Source organism: Enterobacter cloacae complex sp. IR5428 (assembly GCF_049238585.1).
Classification (GTDB): domain Bacteria; phylum Pseudomonadota; class Gammaproteobacteria; order Enterobacterales; family Enterobacteriaceae; genus Enterobacter; species Enterobacter intestinihominis.
Window position 1 is genome coordinate 1 of sequence record NZ_JBMKHV010000043.1, and the last position, 788, is coordinate 788.

Consider the following 788-nt stretch of genomic DNA (forward strand, 5'->3'; position numbering starts at 1 on the left):
TTTTGTCTTATTCAAAGGCCTTACATTTCAAAAACTCTGCTTACCAGGCGCATTTCGCCCAGGGGATCACCATAATAAAATGCTGAGGCCTGGCCTTTGCGTAGTGCACGCATCACCTCAATACCTTTGATGGTGGCGTAAGCCGTCTTCATGGATTTAAATCCCAGCGTGGCGCCGATTATCCGTTTCAGTTTGCCATGATCGCATTCAATCACGTTGTTCCGGTACTTAATCTGTCGGTGTTCAACGTCAGACGGGCACCGGCCTTCGCGTTTGAGCAGAGCAAGCGCGCGACCATAGGCGGGCGCTTTATCCGTGTTGATGAATCGCGGGATCTGCCACTTCTTCACGTTGTTGAGGATTTTACCCAGAAACCGGTATGCAGCTTTGCTGTTACGACGGGAGGAGAGATAAAAATCGACAGTGCGGCCCCGGCTGTCGACGGCCCGGTACAGATACGCCCAGCGGCCATTGACCTTCACGTAGGTTTCATCCATGTGCCACGGGCAAAGATCGGAAGGGTTACGCCAGTACCAGCGCAGCCGTTTTTCCATTTCAGGCGCATAACGCTGAACCCAGCGGTAAATCGTGGAGTGATCGACATTCACTCCGCGTTCAGCCAGCATCTCCTGCAGCTCACGGTAACTGATGCCGTATTTGCAGTACCAGCGTACGGCCCACAGAATGATGTCACGCTGAAAATGCCGGCCTTTGAATGGGTTCATGTGCAGCTCCATCAGCAAAAGGGGATGATAAGTTTATCACCACCGACTATTTGCAACAGTGCC

Annotated in this window: 1 protein-coding gene; it reads right to left on the bottom strand. The window is 52.3% G+C overall.

Translation table 11 applies throughout. The features are described from left to right. Positions 1-20 precede the first annotated feature (20 nt). On the bottom strand, positions 21-725 hold the full coding sequence (locus ACOTXC_RS22690) for an IS6-like element IS26 family transposase (RefSeq protein WP_001067855.1): 705 nt from the start codon (positions 723-725) through the stop codon (positions 21-23). Between the last annotated feature and the right edge of the window lie 63 nt (positions 726-788).

Coding starts and splice junctions, on each gene's coding strand:
- ACOTXC_RS22690 (WP_001067855.1), bottom strand. CDS start 725: ATGAACCCATTCAAAGGCCGGCATTTTCAGCGTGACATCATTCTGTGG.